Genomic DNA, 16,187 nt, shown 5'->3' on the forward strand with positions numbered 1-16,187 from the left:
ACCGGCCTCCGGAGGTTACTCGCTGGTAGTTTTCTCCGATCGTGCCATGCCGGGGCGCGGAAAGCACCGGCTGTCACCCTCCGGATCGAGTAAGTGTCACTCCCCGAAGTTCTGGTCGACGAGGTCCTTGACCTTGGTGAGCGCTTCTTCGGCCTGCGCACCCTTCGCGCGGACCTCGATCCGGTCGCCCTGGCGTGCGCCGAGCGCCATCAACGCGAGCACGCTGTTGGCGTCCGCGGTCTCCTCGCCGAGCCGGACGGTGACCTCGGCGTCCAGCCCGGCGATGCTCCGGACCAGGACCGCGGCGGGCCGCGCGTGCAGGCCGACGTCGTTGCGCAGCGTGAGTTCGACACTGCTCTCGCCGTCTTGCGCACCGCTGTCGAACGTCAGGTCCGGTGGAGCTCCCGCCGAGGCCGCGGCTCCGGCGACGGCCTGGCGATCCGCCCCGCCCTGCGCCGCGACGGCGGCGGCGATCGCGCCCTCGACGAGCGGCGCGTCCACCACGACCGCGGCCGACGGGTCGGCGAGCGATTCGACGGCGAGGTCCGCGGTCATCTGCGCGCTGCCCAGGTCGTACAGCAGGACGACGCCCGCCCCCGAATCGGCGCGCTGCGTCGCGGCGACGACCTCGTCGTAGTCCGTTCCGATCCCGCCTTGCGCCAGGCCGCCCGCCGCCACGATGGTGACGTCCGGCGCCATCTGGGCGGCGAGTTCCGCGAGCCCTTCGGCGAGTTTGGCGCTGTGGGAGACGAGCACGATTCCGACGCTCACTTGGCGGCCTCCGCGAACGCGCGCAGCAGCAGCGCCGTCGAGCGGGCTCCGGGATCGAGATGCCCCTTCGCGCGTTCACCGAGGTACGACGCCCGGCCCTTGCGCGGTACGAGGTCCACAGTGGACTCGGCACCCTTGTCGGCGGCGTCCGCGGCCGCGGTCAGGATCGCGGCGATGTCCTCGCCGGAAGCCTCCTCCGCGGCGGAGACGGCCGGGATCAGCGCGTCGACCATGGTCGCGTCTCCCCCGACGGCCTTGCCTCGTGCCTGCACTCCTTCGAGTGCCGCGCGCAGGGCTTCCACGAGCAGCGGGCCGTCCACTTCGGTGGTGTCGCCCAGTTTGACCGACGCGCGCAGGAAAGCCGTGCCGTACAACGGTCCCGCCGCACCGCCGACCTTCGAGATCAGCGTCGTGGCGGCGAGTTTCGCGACCGCGGCGGGGGTCTCGGGAGTCTCGGGGGCCATCGCGTCCAAAGCGGACACGATCGCGGTGAACCCCCTGTCCAGGTTCTCGCCGTGGTCGGCGTCGCCGATCGCGCGGTCGAGGTCGATCAGCTCGGCGCGATGCTCGGCGATCACCGTTGCCGCCGCCCGCAAGGCGGCAGCGAGCGTCTCGGCGGTGCAGGCCATCAGACTCCCCACCTCAGGGCCGGGGTGTTCACCGGCGCGTCCCACAACTCGGTCAGCTCGTCGTCCAGTTTCAGCAACGTCAGGCTCATCCCCTGCATCTCGAGGCTGGTGATGTACGGCCCCACCAGGCGCCGCTCGACCACGATCCCACGCTCGGCCAGCAGCCGCTCGGCGATCCCGTGGGCGAGGTACAGCTCGACCAGCGGGGTGCCACCCATCGAGTTCGTGAACAGCAGGACCTTGTCGCCGTCGGCGAAGGGCAGGTCCGAGACCACCGCTTCGATCATGCGCGCGACGAGTTCGTCGGCGGACACGGCCGGTGTCTTTTCGATGCCGGGCTCGCCGTGGATCCCGATGCCGAACTCGATCTCGTCGTCGGCGAGTGCGAAACTCGGCTCGCCCGCGTGCGGCACGGTCGGCGCGGTGAGCGCGACACCGATCGAGCGGACCTGGCCGATCACCTTGCACGCCAAGGCTTCCACCGCGTCGAGCGAGTCACCGCGTTCGGCGGCGGCGCCGGTGAGCTTCTCCAGCAGGACCGTGCCGCCGACACCGCGACGGCCGGCGGTGTACGTGGAGTCCTTGACCGCGACGTCGTCGTCGATGACCACGCTGCGCACGTCCAGCCCTTCGGCGGCGGCGAGTTCCGCGGCGGTCTCGAAGTTGAGCACGTCGCCGGTGTAGTTCTTCACGATCAGCAGGGCGCCCGCGTCACCCGTGGTGGCCTTGACCGCGGCCTCGACGGCGTCCGGCGTCGGCGAGGTGAACACCGCGCCCGGGACGGCGGCCGCCAGCATGCCCTGTCCGACGAAGCCGCCGTGCAGTGGTTCGTGCCCGGAACCGCCGCCGGAGATCACCGCGACCTTGCCCGCCAGTGGCGCGTCCACGCGCACCACGATCGCCGGGTCGTCTTCGACGCGCAGGACGTCCGCGTGCGCCAGGGCGAGCCCGCGCAGGGATTCCGCGACCACCGTCTTCGGGTCGTTGATGATCTTCTTCATGGCGGTCTCCGACACGTCGGCGGGTGGGATGTCCCCTTCCTACCTCGCCCGGCCGGATGCCGCCAGCGTCAGGGCTTCGGCAGCTTCGAGATCACCGATTTGGCGATCTTGGCCGTCTTCTCGCAGGACGCGGTTTCGTCCTTCTTCTCGTCGTAGTTCTGGTACGACACGGCGACGAGCTCGACGTACTCGCCCGTCCACGGCTTGTGCTGCCACTCCATCTTGCACTCGGCGCTGCTGCCGGTGCCCGCCTTCTGGAAGACGGTGATGCCATCGACCTCGACCTTCTTGGTCCCGTCGCGTTCCTGCGGCGGACGGCCGGGACGGAAGCCGATGGTGATCCGCGGGTTGGAACCCGGCGTCCAGTCACAGGCGTGGAAGGTCGTCGGGGAGGTCGCACCGTGCGGCGCCACCTCGCCGAGGACCGCGGTGTCCGCGACGGTGCACGGGTCGACCGCGGTCAGCGTGCCCGCGGTGGAGGGGTACTTCGCCGGGGACGAGTGCAGGCTCTTCACGCCCTTCGCCGCCACCGAGCGGGCCGCCGCGCAGGGATCGCCGCCGTCGTAAGTGACCGAGAAGCTCACTCCGCGCTCGGGTTTGCGCAACGTCATGACGCCGACGTCGCAGCTCTTGCCGTCCTTGCTCTTCCGCTCGACCTGCGGCAGGCCGTCCACCGCCGTGACCACGGCGCCACCGGTTTCGGACAGATAGGTCGACGCGCCGATGTCGACACTGACGGAGAACTGCTTACCGCCCGCGTCGACGACCTTCGCCCGGCAGCCGCCGAACGAGCTGGTCGACGGCACCGGGTCCTCCGGGGCGCCGAGGTCGCTCAGCGCCTCTTTGCCCACCAGCGGGCACGGGTCGATCGTGCGCATGATCGCCGGGGTGACGGCCGGGTCGTTGATGTTCCCGCTCGGCACGTCTCCGCCACTGCCCGCCTCCGCGGCGACGGTGGTACGGGCGAAGTTGGACTTGCCGAGGTTCTGTCCGCAGGCGGAAAGCGCGCCGAGCGCGGCCACCAGGGCCAGCGCGGACGCGATCCGGCGACGTCGAGCGTTGAGCAGCACGAAGTGCACGGTAGCCGGACCGCCGCGGCGCTGTCCGGACAACCCGGCTATTCGCCGCCCTCGTCGGTTTCGGACGTGGGCGGGACCACGATGGGCCGCAGCTTCGCCCACAGCACGAACAACGCCGCGAACACCAGCATGCCGATGCCCGCCCACAGGTTGATCCGGACACCGGCGGCCTTGGCCAGCTCCGCTTCGGTGGTGAAGCCGATGCCCATGATCGTGAGCACCAGCCCGTAGCCGCCGATGAGCAGGGCGATGATCAGCCGGATGTCGAAGACGCCGGCCTTCTTGGGAGCTTGGGACGCAGCCATCTCCGGCCTCCTAGAAGATGATGTTGAGCACGATGGTCAGGATCAGCACGATGCCCGCGAGCAGGCCCGGCTTGCGGTACCAGCCCGCGTCGTCGCCGGTTTCGTCGTGCTTCAGCGACTCCTTCGGGGTGAGGGAGTAGACGAGGCCGACCAGCTGGGCTTCCGGCTTCGGCGCGGTGGCGAGCGAAACCGCGACGCTGACCACGATGTCGACGGCGAACGCCGTACCGGCGGCCACGAAGCTGACGCCCTGCCCGGTGAGCCCGAGGACCCCGGCCTGCGAAAGCAGCCACACGGTGATCGCTGACGCGGTACCGGCGACAAGGCCGACCCAGCCCGCCGTCGGCGTCATCCGCTTCCAGAACATGCCGAGGATGAAGGTGGCGAACAGCGGCGCGTTGAAGAAGGAGAACAGGTCCTGCAGATAGGTCAGGATGTTCCCGGAGTTCGACGCGATGAACGCGGTGCCGATCGCCAGCACCGTGCCCGCCGCGGTGACCAGGCGGCCGAGACGGAGGTAGTAGCCGTCGGACTCGTTCTTCTTCACGTACGACTGCCAGATGTCGTAGGTGAAGACGGTGTTGAACGAACTCAGGTTCGCCGCCATACCGGCCATGAAGGACGCGAGGAGACCGGCGATCGCGACGCCGAGCATGCCGTTGGGCAGCAGGTCGCGCATCAGCAGCAGGATCGCGTTGTTCGCGGTGACCCCGCTGGGCGCTTCGCCGCCGTCGAGCAGGATCTGCTTGTCCTGGACGTACTCGGACACGGTGACCGCGGCGATCATGCCGGGGATGATCACGATGAACGGGATGAACATCTTCGGGAACGCGCCGATGATCGGCGTCCGCCGCGCGGCCGACATGCTCTTGGAGGCCATGGCGCGCTGGACTTCGACGAAGTTCGTGGTCCAGTAACCGAACGACAGCACGAAACCGAGGCCGAAGACGAGGCCGAGGATGGAGAGGAAGCTGTTGCCGAAGCCGGTGAGGTTGTCACCCGGCCAGGAGGACAACTGCGCCTCGCCGCCGGGGCCGGCGGTCACCTTGTCGACCAGTCCCTGCCAGCCGCCGACCTTCACCAGCCCGACGATGGTCAGCGGCAGCAGCGCCGCGACGATCACGAAGAACTGCAGGACCTCGTTGTAGATCGCGGCGGAGAGACCGCCGAGCGCGGTGTAGGAGAGCACGACCGCGGCCGCGACGATGATCGACACCCACAACGGCCAGCCGAGCAGGAGGTTCACGACGCTGGCGAGCAGGAACAGGTTCGCGCCCGCGATGAGGATCTGCGCACTCGCGAAGCTGATGCCGTTGACGAGGTGGGCGGGTTTGCCGAACCGGCGGAGCATGAACTCCGGGACACTGCGGACCTTCGAGCCGTAATAGAACGGCATCATCACGATGCCGAGGAACAGCATCGCCGGGATCGCGCCGATCCAGAAGTAGTGGAAGGTCGGCAGGCCGTAGAGCACACCGTTGGCCGACATGCCCATGATCTCGACGGCGCCGAGGTTCGCCGAGATGAAGGCGAGGCCGGTGACCCACGCGGGCAGTGAACGGCCGGAGAGGAAGAAGTCCAGGCTGCTCGAGACCGACCTTCGCGCCATGTACCCGATGCCGAGCACCAGCGCGAAGTAGAAGGCGAGCAGGACGTAGTCGATAGGACTCGCGTCGAGCCGCAGGTTCGCATCGGCCAGCACGTGCAACCGACCCACCTCCAGAGTGAAAATGTCCACGAGAAGCGCCGGTAGCGCGTCAATCGCGGACCATACTGCATGGATTCAGGTACGGCAGTGTGGGTGGCCAGGCCGGGAGCGCACCGCTCCCGGCCTGGTGTTCAAGGCAGATCCGGAGCGGGGATCACGGCGCCAGGCGCCAAACCACCGGCACGCCGCCGTAATCCCTCCAGTCGTTCGTCGCGAACCCGGCGAGCGAGCCGTCGTCGGCCGCGACCGAGGCTTCGAACGTCGAGTAGCCACTCGGCGCGCGGACCTCGCCCGGGGTCGTGGCGCGCCACACGATCGCGTTGCCAACTATCACCGGTCCCGATGGGTTCGGCACCAGTCCGGCCGTCAGGCCGACCTGGTTGACGCTCAACGCCCTCGCGCCGCCCGCCAGCCCGACCGGCTCCGCGCCAGGGGACGCCCAGCGCACCGCCTGCTCGACACCGCCGTAGATCCGTGTCCCGACCACGACCCCGTTGCGGATCGCGTAACCCCAGCCCTGGGAGGATGAGCCCGTCGACAGGCGCCGGACGGCCCCGTCCTTCCACAGTGTCGAACTGCCTCCCGACTCGAACAGGATCGTGCCGTCCTCGTCGAGGTCGCGCGCGTAGTCCGTGTCCGGCGTGCTCGGGACGATCACCGGCGCGCCGCCCTCCGCCCGCCACAGGACCGCGGCGCCGCTCCCGGTGCCACCGTTGAACTTCATGGCCCGGCCGAGCGCGTCGCCGCGTGTGTTGATCGCGACGCCGTACACGTAGTCGTAGCCCGCCGGGACGTCCTTGACGTGGAACCCGTTCGCGTCCAGCGTGTACGCCCGGCTGATCATCGAGTCGTAGTCGTGCGCCGTGCCGACGATGACGCCCGCCGGGTTCTCGTCCTCGGCCAGCGCCGCCTCGTAGCCGCTCGGCACGCCGCGCAGCACCGGCTGCCCGTTCCGCCAGCTGACCACCGACTGCCTGCCGTTGATCGTGAACGTGCCCGTGTACTCCCCCTTGCCGTCGGAGCCGGTCAGGAACCCGCTGCTGCCGCCGGGCGGCAACGGCAGGACCGTCGGGCGCCACGCCATGCGGTTCGCCGCCTGCGCGGGCTGCGCCAGTACCGCGACCGAAAGCGCGGCGACGACCGGCACCGCGAACCGTACCCAGGACTTGAGTTTCATGGTCTCTCCCTCGTGGTCCCCCGACCTACGTGGATCATCACGCCGGAGCGCGGCATCCGGTTGTCCGCCAAAGGGAGCAACTTCCCGTCGAGTCCGATGAGGACACGGGCCGGGAACCGGAAAAGGGCCGCCCCGGCGTCTCCGCCGGAACGGCCCTTCTCGCGACCGGTGGGGGTTTACCGGTCCGTGGGCAGGCCTACTTCGCCGTCCTCCTTGATCAACCTGGCGAGGACGTCGTCAGGCAGGTACGTGCGGTGCGGGTAGTTCGGTCCCCACGAGTTGAGGAACGGCACGGCGCCGAGTTCGTCGGCACGCGGGTTGCCGAGGACCTCGTGCACCTCGTCGACGGTCTTCGCCCAGCGATAGGCCTGGATGCCGTTCTTGACGTCGGGCGTGTAGGCGGCCCGCTTGACGTGGTCGTCGCTGGCGTAGCTCTCCGACCACGAGACGTGGCCCAGTTCCAGCAGCACCTCGGCCGCCGCGCGGACGGACGTGCCGTTGTTGTCGCCGGGGTTGGTCTCGTCCCATTCGTCGCGCAGCTTCGACTGGTCCCACAGCCACCGCGCGGCGTAGAGGTCGCCGTTGAACAGCGTCATGCAGCGCGACCAGCCGAACCCGACACAGGCGCCTTCCTTGCCCTGGTCGTAGAAGGCGTACTGGGTGTCGCCGTCCGTCGATTCGCCGGGTTCGAGGCAGACACAGTGACCGCCGCGGATCCGGGTGAGCGACTTCGCGCCGCCCTTCGCGACGAAGAACTCGCCGGATTTCGGGTCCTTCTCCGGGACGTCGAATTCCGCGTACCAGTTGACGCCGATGACGACCGGTGACCGGGTGGGCCGGTCCTGGGTGGCCAGCGCGGTCAGCGGATAGCGCTCGACGTGGCGCCAGTCGTCCGGGACGAACCGGCCGAGGCGGCCGTCCGCCGGATCACTGCCGATCGGGCGATAACGCATGGGATCCTCCTATCCCTCATCCCACCGGAATACCGCCGGCGAGTTCACTGCGGCACAATCTTTTCCAGAAACCGCCGCGCGGCCTCCCGCCCGTTTTCGAAGAGGTGCTTCTTCTCCTCTTCACCGAGCCCGAAGTCGACGGCGGAAACACCGGTCGTGTCGACGTACACCGTCCGCCGGTTCACACCTTCCTCGTGAAGCCGGTAACGATTCCAGTCCGAAAGCAGGGTTTCGAGCGAACCGATGGCGATCCGCAACGCGCTCTTCACCGGTTTGTCCCTGCCGGCGGCGGGTTCCCCGGAAAGCTTCACGCCCCAGGTCGGCCAGCGCGGCTTCTTCGTGTCGGTCCGGTCGAAGACGGTGATCGGGAAGTTCGACAGCAACCCGCCGTCGACCCAGGTGACGGTGCCCCCGGGGCGGACGTCGACCTGCACCGGCCGGAAGTAGAACGGGATCGACATCGACGCGCGGACGGCGTCGACGATCTTCTCCTCACCGGGATCGCGGCCGTACTGGGAATAGTCCCAAGGCAGCCGGACGAGCACGCGGCGGGTCAGGTCACTGACGTGGACGACGAGGGAATACCGTTGATACGAAAGCAAAGTACCTTCGGGATCGTCGATGGCGAGATCGGCGAAAGTGCGCACTCCCGCCTCCTCCAGGAGCGGCGTCAGCCATTCGGCGAGATAGTCGCCGGTGTGCATCCCGTCGTGCAGGACCAAATCGACACCGTCGCCGATCGGGCCGGTGAGCTTGTCGAGCAAGGACTGATCCTGGAACCGGTGGCAGTCCATGTCGTTCATCACCGCTTCCAGACCGCCGAGATCCTTCCCGGCCTTCTGATAAGCGGCGACCAGCGCCGCGACGATCGCACCCGCGCTCGTCCCGGCGATCCGCGGGAACGAATAACCGGCTTCGTGCAACTCCAGCACCGCGCCCAGCAACCCGATGCCTTTGACGCCGCCGCCTTCCAGCACCAGATCGACACGCTTCGGAGAATCAGCCATGGGACATCACCCCTGCACCCGCGACCACCGGACTTCGGCGGTACCCCTCGCGGAAATCGAGTGTGACACAGCGCGAGACCACGTAATCCGGCGTTCACCCGAATGGCACGGAAACAGCTGGTTCTTTTGCAGGATGAGTCGAGTTCGTTAATTTCCCGCCGCCCTTTAGGGCATTCTGTGGCGCGAGAAAGAATGCAGATACAAAACCGAGGACTCGATCGGATCTCGGCTGTTCAGCGCGTGACCGGCCACAAGTGGTCCTCTGGTTGCGATAGTTGCACGCGCAAGTACCGCGACCAGAGGACGAATCGCGTGGGGATCAGAAGAGGCGGAACTCGTCCGACTCGATGCCGCGCAGCGCGTCGTAGTCCAGCGTGAGGCACCGGATCCCCCGGTCCTCGGCCAGCACCCTCGCCTGCGGCTTGATGATCTGCGCCGCGAAGACGCCCTGCACCGGCGCCAGCAGCGGGTCGCGGTTGAGGAGTTCGAGGTACCGCGTCAGCTGCTCGACGCCGTCGATCTCGCCGCGCCGCTTGATCTCGACGGCGACACTGGCACCCGCGGCGTCACGCGCCATGATGTCGACCGGCCCGATCGCGGTCGGGAACTCCCGCCGCACCAGGGTGTAGCCGTCACCGAGGGTCTTGATGTGCTCGGCGAGCAGTTCCTGCAGGTGCGCCTCGACGCCGTCCTTCTGCAGGCCCGGTTCCACGCCGAGTTCCTGGGCGTGGTCGTGGAAGATCTCGTCGATCTTGATGACGAGCTTCTCCCCCTGCTTGTTCTCGACGATCCACAGCTTGCCGTCCTCGATCAGCCAGCAAGGCGGGCTCATCCAGTTCAGCGGCTTGTAGGCACGGTCGTCCGAGTGCACGGACACCGAGCCGTCGGCCTTCACGAGCAGCAGCCGGGTGGCCATCGGCAGATGGGCGGTCAGACGGCCGGCGTAGTCGACCTGGCAGCGAGCGATCACTAGGCGCACCACGCGAGGGTAGGACAAGCATGGCGATACTGTGCGCATGGACCCCGTTCAGCGTGTCAGTTCGCGTGAGGTGTACCGGAACAACTGGATGACCGTGCGCGAAGACGCCGTCCGGCGGCTCGATGGTTCCGAGGGGATCTACGCCGTCGTCGACAAGCCCACCTGCGCCGTGATCATCCCTTTCGACGGCGCCCGGTTCCACCTGGTCGAACAGTTCCGCTATCCGCTCGGGCAGCGTCGCTGGGAGTTCCCGATGGGCACCGCGCCCAACCGGGCCGACGTCCCGCCGCTCGAACTCGCCGCCCGCGAACTGCGCGAGGAGACCGGGCTGATCGCGGGGTCGATGACCGACCTCGGCCGGACCGACGTCGCCCCCGGCATCTCGAGCCAGCGCGGGCACGTGTTCCTGGCCACGGACCTCACTCAGGGTGAAGCCCAGCGCGAGGTCGAGGAGCAGGACATGCGGACGGCGTGGTTCGAGCTCGACGAGTTCGAGAAGATGATCGTCACGGGTGACATCACCGACGCGCAGACGCTGGCCGCCTACACGCTGCTGCTCATGCACGAACGCGGCTGACTCCCGCCCTCGGGTGCTATGAAAGGCCCGTTCCTTGCAAATTTTGCAAGTAACGGGCCTTTCATAGCAGCGCTCAGTCAGGCCAAACCGGGGATCGTTTCTCCAGGAAGGCCGCCATTCCCTCCCGCGCCCCGGGTAGCTGCGACGCCGAGGCCATGACCTCCAGCGCCAGCGCGTAGGCGTCGGCCTCGGGCCGGTCCAGCTGCGCGTAGAGGGTCTGCTTCCCCAACGCCTTGCTCGCCCGGCTCCCCCGCGTCGCGCGCGCCAGGAGCGAGGCGACGGCTTCGTCCAGCGAGTCGTCCGGGACCACGCGGTTCACCAGGCCCCAGTCCAGCGCGGTCGCCGCGTCGACGACGTCGCCGGTGAGCGCCAGTTCCATCAGCCGTTTCCGCCCGATCGACCGGGCCACCGGCACCGCGGGGGTGTGACAGAACCAGCCGCCCTTGCCGCCGGGCAGCGCGAATCCGGCGGATTCGGCGGCGACGGCGAGGTCGCAGGTGGCCACCAGCTGGCAACCCGCCGCGGTCGCGAGCCCGTGCACCCGCGCGACGACGACCTGCGGCACCGACTGCATCGTGCCCATCAGGTCCGTGCACAGCCGCAGCAGCTCACGGACACCCGTCAGGTCGCGTGCGGAGACGTCGCCGAAGTCGTGTCCCGCCGAGAACACCGGTCCGGCGCCGGCCAGGACGATCCCGGTGGCGTCGGTCTCCCCCGCCTCGCGGAACGCCGCGAGCAGCTCCGCGAGGTGGTCCGCCGACAGCGAGTTCCGCCGCGCGGCGCGGTTCATGGTGACGGTGACGGTGTCCCCGTCCCGTTTCACGAGGATGTGCTCGTACTCGGCCATGCTTCGACGGTAACCGACCGGAACGTCCGGCGATACGAATCGGGCCCGACGCCGACGTCGGCCCGCAGCCGTCGCCGCAGGTTGGCGGCGGTGCCGAGGCCGGAGCGCTGCGCGACGCGCTCGACGGGGAGTTCGGTCGTCTCCAGCAGGCGGCGCGCGAGCCGGACCCGCTGCGCGCGCAGCCAGCGTCCGGGCGTCACGCCGGTGGCCGCCGCGAACTCGCGGTGGAAGGTCCGCTCGCTAAGCCCGGCGTGGCCCACGAGGTCGTCGACGCCGATGTCTTCGGCGATCCGCGCCAGCGCCCAGTCCATTGTGGACGAAACGCTCGGCCGCGACGGTTTCGGCGGCAGCGGGTTGTCGACATATTGCCGCTGGCCGCCTTCGCGCGCGGGCGGCATCACGAGCCGCCGGGCGAGGGCTGCCGCGACCTCCGCGCCGTGATCACGGCGCACCAGGTGCAGGCAAAGGTCCAGCCCGCCGACCACCCCGGCGGACGTCAGCACGTCACCCTCGTCGGTGAACAGGACGTCCCGCTGGACGACGGCGTCGCGAGCGGCGGTTTCGAGGTCGTCCAGCAGCCGCCAGTGCGTGGTGACCGACCGGCCGTCCAGCAATCCGGCCGCGGCAAGCGTGAAGGCCCCGGAACACAGCGACGCCACGGTGATCCCGGCCCGGTGCGCCTTGCGCAGCGCCGCGACGGCGGCCGCGGGCACCTCGGCGTGCGGATCGACCCTGCCGGGCACGAGGACGAGATCGCAGCCCGCCAGCCCGCTCAGCCCATGGGTCGCCTCGACCTGGCCGAACGGGTGGATGGCGACCCGGTCACGGCCCGGCGCGCAGATCCGGACCTCGAAGGGGCCGATGCCGCTGTCGGTCCGGTCCACGCCCCAGACCTCGCCGATCACGCCGAGATCGAAGGCCCGGCTGCCCGGCAGGAGGAGCACACCCACGGTTCGCATGGCAGAAAAGTACCGCATCGCGCTTCTTCTGCCACTCCCGTCCGGCCGCGGAACGCACGAAACTCGAAGACATGACCACTGAGAACACCAAGGCCCTGCTCGTGATCGACGTCCAGCGCGGCTTCGACAAGCCCGTCTGGGGCCCGCGCAACAACCCCGGCGCGGAGGCCAACATCAAGGCGCTCGTCGACGCCTACCAGGAGCGCGGGCTGCCGATCGTGCTGGTGCACCACGACTCCGTGCGGCCCGGCTCGTCGCTCCAGCCCGGCCAGGAGGGCAACCACTTCAAGCCCGAACTCGACGGTGTGCGCGCGGACCTGGTGTTCGGCAAGAAGGTCAACTCGGCCTTCCACGGCGACATCGACCTCGACGGCTGGCTGAAGACGCGCGGCATCACGTCGTTCGTGCTCGCCGGTATCCAGACGAACTTCTGCTGCGAGACCACCGCTCGCGTCGGCGGCAACCTCGGCTACGACGTGACCTTCGCGCTCGACGCCACGTTCACCTTCGACCTCGCCGGGCCGGACGGGAGCGTCCTCACCGCCGACGAGCTCTACCGGGCGACCGCGACGAACCTGCACGGTGGCGGGTTCGCCACGGTCACCTCGACGAAGGAAATCCTCGGCAGCCTTTGAGAGTGGGGCCGCGGTGGTCGTGAGTGGCGATTCGTGTTCTAACCAAGGGCACCCTAGGTACCTACTGGATTCTGCGTGCGAGTGTTCGCAAGTTCGTGCTGCCCAGCGGCCGTGTTGCGAGTCCTAAAACTCGTGAGTGGTAAGGACGGTTAGAACCGTCCCTACCACTCACGAGGTGCGACCCGCCACGCCACTGCCGCTCTGGCTCGCCCCTGCGGTACATGAAGGCCCCCTTCCTTGCGCCTAGGTACAGGAAGGGGGCCTTCATGTACTCGGGGAAGGTGTGGAGGTCGAGTTCCCTCGGCTGAGCCGAGGGCAGGGCCCTTCACACACCGCCGCCGTCACTGCGGCTGCGGAGGGCGACTGCGGCAGGTCCTCAGCCACAAGCAGCAGGTACCTAAGCCCCCTTCGGCACTAAACCGAAACGCCACTCACGACCCGCTGTACCGACGCCTCACGCGCGGTCGATCACAGCCTTGAGGAACCGCCGCGTCCGGTCGTGCTCCGGCTCGCTGAACAGCTTGTCCGGCGCGGCGTCCTCCAGCACCTGCCCCTGGTCGAACATCATCACCCGATCCGAAACGTCCTGCGCGAACTGCATTTCGTGCGTGACACAAAGGATCGTGATGTCAGTGGACGCGGCGATCTCGCGCAGCACGCGCAGGACGTCCGCGACCAGTTCCGGGTCGAGGGCCGAGGTGACCTCGTCCAGCAGCAGCACGTCCGGCCGCATCGCGAGCGCCCGTGCGATCGCGACGCGCTGCTGCTGGCCGCCGGAGAGCCGCGTCGGATGCGCGTTCTGTTTGTCCGAAAGCCCGACCATGTCCAGCAGATCGACGGCTCGCGCCTCGGCCTCCTCGCGGGGGACGCCGAGCGAGTGGATCGGCGCCTCGGTGATGTTGCGCAGCACGTTCATGTTCGGGAACAGGTTGAACTGCTGGAACACCATGCCGATCCGCTTGCGCACGGTCCGCAGGTACTTCTCGTCCGCGGGCACCAGTTTCCCGCCGCGCTCCATGTGACTCAAGTGGTCACCGCAGACCTCGATGGTGCCGCCGTCGACCCGCTCCAGGGTCATCAGCAGCCGCAGGATCGTCGTCTTCCCGGACCCGCTCGGCCCGATCAGCGAAACGAATTCCCCCGGCGCGACGGTGAAATCGAGGTCCCGCAGCACGACGTGGTCGCCATAGGACTTGACCACCTGCGAGAACCGGATCATCGGGGAATCAACTGTGGGCGGCACGGCGCTCCAACCTTCTCACCAGAATCGACGCCGGCAGGCTCACCAGCAGGAACAGCACCCCGGCCAGGGTGTACGGCTCGATGACACGGAACGTTTCGGCACCAACCTCTTTCGCCCGGTTGAGCACGTCGAGGACACCGATCCCCAGGAGCAGCGGGGTTTCCTTGAACATCGAGATCGTGTAGTTGCCGAGCGCGGGCAGCACCCGGGGAACCGCTTGCGGCAGGACGACCGCCGTCCACACCCTCGACCTCGGCAGGTTCAACGCGGTCGCGGCCTCCCACTGTCCTTTCGGGACGGCTTCGATCCCGGCGCGGTACACCTCGGCGGCGTAGGTCGCGTAATGCACCCCGAGCGCCACCACCCCGGTGAGGAAGGCCGACATCGTGAACCCCGTGAGCGGCGGCACCAGGTAGTAGATCGCGAACACCTGGATCAGCAACGGGGTACTGCGGACGAACTCGATGAACAGCCGGACCGCCTGGGACAGCACGGGAATCCCCGTCCGGCGGATCAGCGCGAACACCAGGCCGAGCGCGTAGCCGACCACCGAGGCGAGCAGGGTGATCTCGACGGTGACGAGAAGTCCCTCCAGCAACAGGGGAATCGAATCGAACGCGGCTTCCCAGCTCCAGTCCATCACACACCCCCCGCCGTGGCCGTCATCTTGGCGGGCGCCCTGCCGAGCCGCCGCGCCGCGATCCGTTCCAGCGTCCGCATCCCGCTCGTGATCAGCAGCGCGAGCAGGAGGTAGAGCACGAGTTCCGTACCGTAGATCCAGCCGATCTCGGCGCCGAACACCGGCCGGAGCAGTTCACCTTGCCGCGCCATCTCCGGAACGGCGATGAACGAGAGCAGGGCGGTGCTCTTCAGCAATTGGATGAACAGGTTGTTGAACGGCGGCAGCATTTCCGCGAACGCCTGCGGCAGGATCACCCGCCGCATCCGCTGGGCGGGTGTCAGGTTGAGCGCGAGGGCGCCTTCGAACTGCGCCCGCGGGACGGAATTCACCGCGCCGCGGACGATCTCGGCACCGTACGCGCCGTGATTAAGCCCGAGCACCAGGATTCCGGCGAACATCGGGACCAGCTGGAAACCCACCAGCACCGGCAGCACGAAGTACAGCCAGAACAGCTGGACGACCTCCGAGGTGCCGCGGAAGATCTCCACGTAGACCCGGGAAATCCCCCGTACGACCCGGGAGGGTGATCTCAGCGCGAGCCCGGCGATCAACGCGAGCACGACGGTGACCGCGATCCCGCCGAGCGCGGCGGTGACGGTGGCGGTCAGTCCACTGAGGACGGACGTGATGATGTGCGAAACCGACGACGACATGACGTCAGCCCCGTTACACCGCGCAGAGTTTCTCGGTGGTGACGCCGGTCTTCGGCAGGTTGTCCGCCGAGAACCCGAACGGCGTCACGATCTTGGTCCACTCACCGCTGTCGTGCAGTTTCTTGAGTTCGGCGTTGAAAGCCTCACGCAGCGGGTTGTCGTCCTTCCGGAAGACGAACGCGCCCGCGGAGACGACCGGCTGCCCGTTCTTGATCGGATCGAAGCCGGGCGTGACCTCGGCGGCCGCGCCCGCGTTCTTCGCCAGGACGTCCTTGAGGGAGATGTCGGTGAGCGCGGCACAGTAGACCCGGCCGTCGGTGACCGCGCGGAGCATGTTGTCCTGCGAATCCAGGGTGACGATCTGGTCTTCGGCCACTCCGGAATCCGTGGCGTAGCCCTTCTCGACGGCCGCCGAGAGCACGGCGACCTTGACCTTCTTCGCGGCGATGTCCTCGAACTTCAGGATCTGCTGCGGATTTCCCTTCGGCACCAGCAAAGCGGTCAGCGCCGAGTAGTCGGGGATCGAGAAGGCCGCGGCGTCGCACCGTTCCTTCTTGATGTTCATCCCGGCCGCGACGATGTCGTACTGCCTGGCGTTGAGCGCGGGAATCAGCTGGTCGAACGACACGGCGCTGGCCTCGACATTGTCGATGCCCATGGCCTTGAATACGGCGCGCGCGACTTCAGGCGCCTCTCCGGTGACCTTGCCAGTCTGATCCGTGAAACCGTAGGGTGCTTCGTTCGCGATACCGATCTTGATCTTCTTGGCGCTTTTCGCCGCTTCCAACGCGTCTCCGGACGAAGTCGACGTGCACGCGGACAACAGCACCGGACCGCCGATCGTCACCGCCCCCAGAACAGCCGACCGCCGGAAGAATTCTCGCCTCGACCACTCGCCGTGCGCCATAGCCGCACCCCTTTTCGATTAATCGGTTCAATCGAAACGTAGGTGGGCACCTTTGCCCGGGCAATGTGAGTGACT

Annotated in this window: 18 protein-coding genes; 2 read left to right on the top strand and 16 right to left on the bottom strand. The window is 68.1% G+C overall.

The window, feature by feature from the left end:
- Window positions 1–96: 96 nt before the first annotated feature.
- From dhaM to nucS, 10 genes are all read right to left on the bottom strand, one after another.
- A complete protein-coding gene (gene dhaM / locus ACLJPX_RS28915) occupies window positions 97–771 on the bottom strand; it encodes a dihydroxyacetone kinase phosphoryl donor subunit DhaM (protein WP_410603426.1) in 675 nt (224 codons plus the stop codon).
- Window positions 768–1,400 carry a dihydroxyacetone kinase subunit DhaL gene (gene dhaL, locus ACLJPX_RS28920; RefSeq protein WP_410603428.1) on the bottom strand — a complete coding sequence of 211 codons (633 nt, stop codon included), beginning with the start codon at window positions 1,398–1,400 and terminating at the stop codon, window positions 768–770. Before dhaL ends, dhaM begins: the two co-directional genes overlap by 4 nt.
- Window positions 1,400–2,401 (bottom strand): dihydroxyacetone kinase subunit DhaK, encoded by a 1,002-nt coding sequence (gene dhaK / locus ACLJPX_RS28925; RefSeq protein ID WP_410603430.1) that lies wholly within the window; start codon window positions 2,399–2,401, stop codon window positions 1,400–1,402. The genes dhaL and dhaK overlap by 1 nt, the downstream gene beginning before the upstream one ends.
- A 68-nt stretch (window positions 2,402–2,469) precedes the next feature.
- Window positions 2,470–3,471 carry a DUF3558 domain-containing protein gene (locus tag ACLJPX_RS28930; RefSeq protein ID WP_410603432.1) on the bottom strand — a complete coding sequence of 334 codons (1,002 nt, stop codon included), beginning with the start codon at window positions 3,469–3,471 and terminating at the stop codon, window positions 2,470–2,472.
- Between the two features lie 47 nt (window positions 3,472–3,518).
- A complete protein-coding gene (locus tag ACLJPX_RS28935) occupies window positions 3,519–3,785 on the bottom strand; it encodes a hypothetical protein (RefSeq protein ID WP_410603434.1) in 267 nt (88 codons plus the stop codon).
- Between the two features lie 10 nt (window positions 3,786–3,795).
- Window positions 3,796–5,493: a sodium:solute symporter family protein gene (locus tag ACLJPX_RS28940; protein WP_101610220.1), complete on the bottom strand. Its 1,698-nt coding sequence runs from the start codon at window positions 5,491–5,493 to the stop codon at window positions 3,796–3,798.
- 154 nt (window positions 5,494–5,647) lie between these two features.
- Complete coding sequence (locus ACLJPX_RS28945; protein WP_410603435.1) at window positions 5,648–6,670, bottom strand: hypothetical protein; 1,023 nt, start codon at window positions 6,668–6,670, stop codon at window positions 5,648–5,650.
- Between the two features lie 176 nt (window positions 6,671–6,846).
- Window positions 6,847–7,623 carry a hypothetical protein gene (locus ACLJPX_RS28950; protein ID WP_101610222.1) on the bottom strand — a complete coding sequence of 259 codons (777 nt, stop codon included), beginning with the start codon at window positions 7,621–7,623 and terminating at the stop codon, window positions 6,847–6,849.
- 44 nt (window positions 7,624–7,667) lie between these two features.
- Window positions 7,668–8,630 carry a patatin-like phospholipase family protein gene (locus ACLJPX_RS28955; protein ID WP_410603438.1) on the bottom strand — a complete coding sequence of 321 codons (963 nt, stop codon included), beginning with the start codon at window positions 8,628–8,630 and terminating at the stop codon, window positions 7,668–7,670.
- 319 nt (window positions 8,631–8,949) lie between these two features.
- The gene (gene nucS, locus ACLJPX_RS28960; RefSeq protein WP_168214394.1) at window positions 8,950–9,609 is read right to left on the bottom strand and encodes an endonuclease NucS; all 660 of its coding nucleotides are present in this window, start codon (window positions 9,607–9,609) and stop codon (window positions 8,950–8,952) included.
- Between the two features lie 37 nt (window positions 9,610–9,646).
- Between nucS and ACLJPX_RS28965 the strand changes: the two genes are divergently transcribed.
- The gene (locus ACLJPX_RS28965; protein ID WP_410603440.1) at window positions 9,647–10,186 is read left to right on the top strand and encodes an NUDIX domain-containing protein; all 540 of its coding nucleotides are present in this window, start codon (window positions 9,647–9,649) and stop codon (window positions 10,184–10,186) included.
- 73 nt (window positions 10,187–10,259) lie between these two features.
- Here the strand turns inward: ACLJPX_RS28965 and ACLJPX_RS28970 are convergent, their stop codons facing one another.
- Both ACLJPX_RS28970 and ACLJPX_RS28975 read right to left on the bottom strand, forming a co-directional pair.
- Window positions 10,260–11,033 (bottom strand): enoyl-CoA hydratase-related protein, encoded by a 774-nt coding sequence (locus tag ACLJPX_RS28970; RefSeq protein ID WP_410603442.1) that lies wholly within the window; start codon window positions 11,031–11,033, stop codon window positions 10,260–10,262.
- Window positions 11,006–11,992 (bottom strand): GlxA family transcriptional regulator, encoded by a 987-nt coding sequence (locus ACLJPX_RS28975; protein WP_410603444.1) that lies wholly within the window; start codon window positions 11,990–11,992, stop codon window positions 11,006–11,008. The genes ACLJPX_RS28970 and ACLJPX_RS28975 overlap by 28 nt, the downstream gene beginning before the upstream one ends.
- Before the next feature lie 71 nt (window positions 11,993–12,063).
- Between ACLJPX_RS28975 and ACLJPX_RS28980 the strand changes: the two genes are divergently transcribed.
- On the top strand, window positions 12,064–12,627 hold the full coding sequence (locus ACLJPX_RS28980; protein WP_101610228.1) for a cysteine hydrolase family protein: 564 nt from the start codon (window positions 12,064–12,066) through the stop codon (window positions 12,625–12,627).
- A 454-nt stretch (window positions 12,628–13,081) separates the two neighbouring features.
- Here ACLJPX_RS28980 and ehuA read toward each other — a convergent pair whose 3' ends face one another.
- From ehuA to ehuB, 4 genes are read right to left on the bottom strand one after another with little or no spacing between them, the layout of a single operon-like run.
- Complete coding sequence (gene ehuA / locus ACLJPX_RS28985) at window positions 13,082–13,846, bottom strand: ectoine/hydroxyectoine ABC transporter ATP-binding protein EhuA (protein WP_101610229.1); 765 nt, start codon at window positions 13,844–13,846, stop codon at window positions 13,082–13,084.
- A 7-nt stretch (window positions 13,847–13,853) separates the two neighbouring features.
- A complete protein-coding gene (gene ehuD / locus ACLJPX_RS28990) occupies window positions 13,854–14,510 on the bottom strand; it encodes an ectoine/hydroxyectoine ABC transporter permease subunit EhuD (RefSeq protein WP_101610230.1) in 657 nt (218 codons plus the stop codon).
- A complete protein-coding gene (gene ehuC, locus ACLJPX_RS28995) occupies window positions 14,510–15,205 on the bottom strand; it encodes an ectoine/hydroxyectoine ABC transporter permease subunit EhuC (RefSeq protein ID WP_410603447.1) in 696 nt (231 codons plus the stop codon). Before ehuC ends, ehuD begins: the two co-directional genes overlap by 1 nt.
- 13 nt (window positions 15,206–15,218) lie before the next feature.
- Window positions 15,219–16,112: an ectoine/hydroxyectoine ABC transporter substrate-binding protein EhuB gene (ehuB, locus tag ACLJPX_RS29000; protein WP_101610232.1), complete on the bottom strand. Its 894-nt coding sequence runs from the start codon at window positions 16,110–16,112 to the stop codon at window positions 15,219–15,221.
- Window positions 16,113–16,187 lie beyond the last annotated feature (75 nt).

Source organism: Amycolatopsis sp. lyj-90 (assembly GCF_046549035.1).
Classification (GTDB): domain Bacteria; phylum Actinomycetota; class Actinomycetes; order Mycobacteriales; family Pseudonocardiaceae; genus Amycolatopsis.